This window comes from Verrucomicrobiia bacterium (genome assembly GCA_035460805.1).
Classification (GTDB): Bacteria; Patescibacteriota; UBA1384; order CAILIB01; family CAILIB01; genus DATHWI01.
In genome coordinates this window covers 1-2,232 of the sequence record DATHWI010000064.1, presented here as the reverse complement: position 1 = coordinate 2,232, position 2,232 = coordinate 1, and the positions used below count along the sequence as shown (strand labels likewise).

Here is a 2,232-nt window from a genome sequence, read left to right as displayed (position 1 = left end):
AAACCGGAGGAAGGTGGGGATGACGTCAAGTCCTCATGGCCCTTATGGCCAGGGCTTCACACGTAATACAATGGTCGGTACAGAGGGTTGCCAACCCGCGAGGGGGAGCCAATCCCAGAAAGCCGATCGTAGTCCGGATTGTAGTCTGCAACTCGACTACATGAAGTCGGAATCGCTAGTAATCGCGGATCAGCATGTCGCGGTGAATACGTTCCCGGGCCTTGTACACACCGCCCGTCACACCATGGGAGTGGGTTCTACCAGAAGTAGTTAGCCTAACCGTAAGGAGGGCGATTACCACGGTAGGATTCATGACTGGGGTGAAGTCGTAACAAGGTAGCCGTATCGGAAGGTGCGGCTGGATCACCTCCTTTCTAGAGAAAAGCCTGATTGGCAAGTACTCACACTTATCGGTTGTTCAAAGAGACAGACAGTTCAGGGTCTGTAGCTCAGCTGGTTAGAGCACCGTCTTGATAAGGCGGGGGTCGTTGGTTCGAGCCCAACCAGACCCACCAGATTGCGAGGTACTGGGGGATTAGCTCAGCTGGGAGAGCACCTGCTTTGCAAGCAGGGGGTCGTCGGTTCGATCCCGTCATCCTCCACCAATGACTAGAAGATAGAAGCAAGCGAAGGCGTTTGCTTCTGGCTTTTAAGCTGGAACTGTTCTTTAAAAAAATGGAAGAAGTAAAGTGAACACAGGAACTTTGTGATGAGGTTCTGCGTGTTCAATGGGTAGTATTGATTGCAAAATCGAAACATTTGAGCGACGTTTAGTTCTAGTAACTAGATCAGTTCAAATCAGTAGTGCTTTAGAAAAACCTATGGCGGACGTATTTACTCGTACGTCGCGGAATTTGAGTTTAAAAGGGCTCAGGTTTCAACGTTATAGGGTCAAGCGAACAAGTGCATGTGGTGGATGCCTTGGCGATCACAGGCGATGAAGGACGTGGCAGCCTGCGTAAAGTCTCGGGGAGCTGGCAAGCAAGCTTTGATCCGGGAATGTCCGAATGGGGAAACCCACCCGCAAGGGTAACCGCTCCTGAATATATAGGGAGATGGTGGCGAACTCTGCGAACTGAAACATCTAAGTAGCAGAAGGAAAAGAAATCAACCGAGATTCCGTAAGTAGTGGCGAGCGAACACGGAAGAGCCTGTAACTTTTAGCACACGCGTTATTAGAACGGAATGGAAAGTCCGGCCATAGAGGGTGATAGCCCCGTATAAGAAAGCCCGTGTGTGGAACTAGGGTTACGACAAGTAGGGCGGGACACGTGAAATCCTGTCTGAACATGGGGGGACCATCCTCCAAGGCTAAATACTCGTGATCGACCGATAGTGAACCAGTACCGTGAGGGAAAGGCGAAAAGAACCCCGGGAGGGGAGTGAAATAGAACCTGAAACCGCATGCATACAAACAGTGGGAGCCTCGCAAGGGGTGACTGCGTACCTTTTGTATAATGGGTCAGCGACTTACATTCAGTAGCGAGCTTAACCGATAGGGGAGGCGCAGCGAAAGCGAGTCCGAATAGGGCGATAGTTGCTGGGTGTAGACCCGAAACCAAGTGATCTATCCATGGCCAGGATGAAGGTTGGGTAACACCAACTGGAGGTCCGAACCCACTAATGTTGAAAAATTAGGGGATGAGCTGTGGATAGGGGTGAAAGGCTAAACAAACTTGGAAATAGCTGGTTCTCTCCGAAAACTATTTAGGTAGTGCCTTGTGTCTCACTCTCGGGGGTAGAGCACTGTTATGGCTAGGGGGCTCATAAGAGCTTACCAAACCATTGCAAACTCCGAATACCGAGAAGTGCAATCACAGGAGACAGACATCGGGTGCTAACGTCCGGTGTCAAGAGGGAAACAACCCAGACCGCCAGCTAAGGTCCCTAATGACGTGCTAAGTGGAAAACGAAGTGGGAAGGCATAGACAGCTAGGAGGTTGGCTTAGAAGCAGCCACCCTTTAAAGAAAGCGTAATAGCTCACTAGTCGAGTCGTCCTGCGCGGAAGATGTAACGGGGCTAAGCACGTAACCGAAGCTGCGGATGCCATACTATTTATAGTATGTGCATGGTAGGAGAGCGTTCTGTAAGCCTGCGAAGGTGTTCTGTGAGGAATGCTGGAGGTATCAGAAGTGCGAATGCTGACATGAGTAGCGATAAAGGGTGTGAAAAGCACCCTCGCCGAAAGCCCAAGGTTTCCTGCGCAACGTTCATCGGCGCAGGGTGAGTCG

At 50.9% G+C, this 2,232-nt stretch carries 2 tRNA genes and 2 rRNA genes; all 4 read left to right on the top strand.

What is annotated here, in order from left to right:
* Nucleotides 1-374 (top strand): 16S ribosomal RNA (locus tag VLA04_02140); the annotation flags it as partial.
* Nucleotides 375-438: 64 nt separating this feature from the next.
* Nucleotides 439-515: transfer RNA gene (locus tag VLA04_02135), tRNA-Ile, on the top strand.
* A gap of 14 nt (nucleotides 516-529) precedes the next feature.
* A tRNA-Ala gene (locus VLA04_02130) sits at nucleotides 530-605 on the top strand.
* 284 nt (nucleotides 606-889) lie between these two features.
* Nucleotides 890-2,232 (top strand): 23S ribosomal RNA (locus VLA04_02125); the annotation flags it as partial.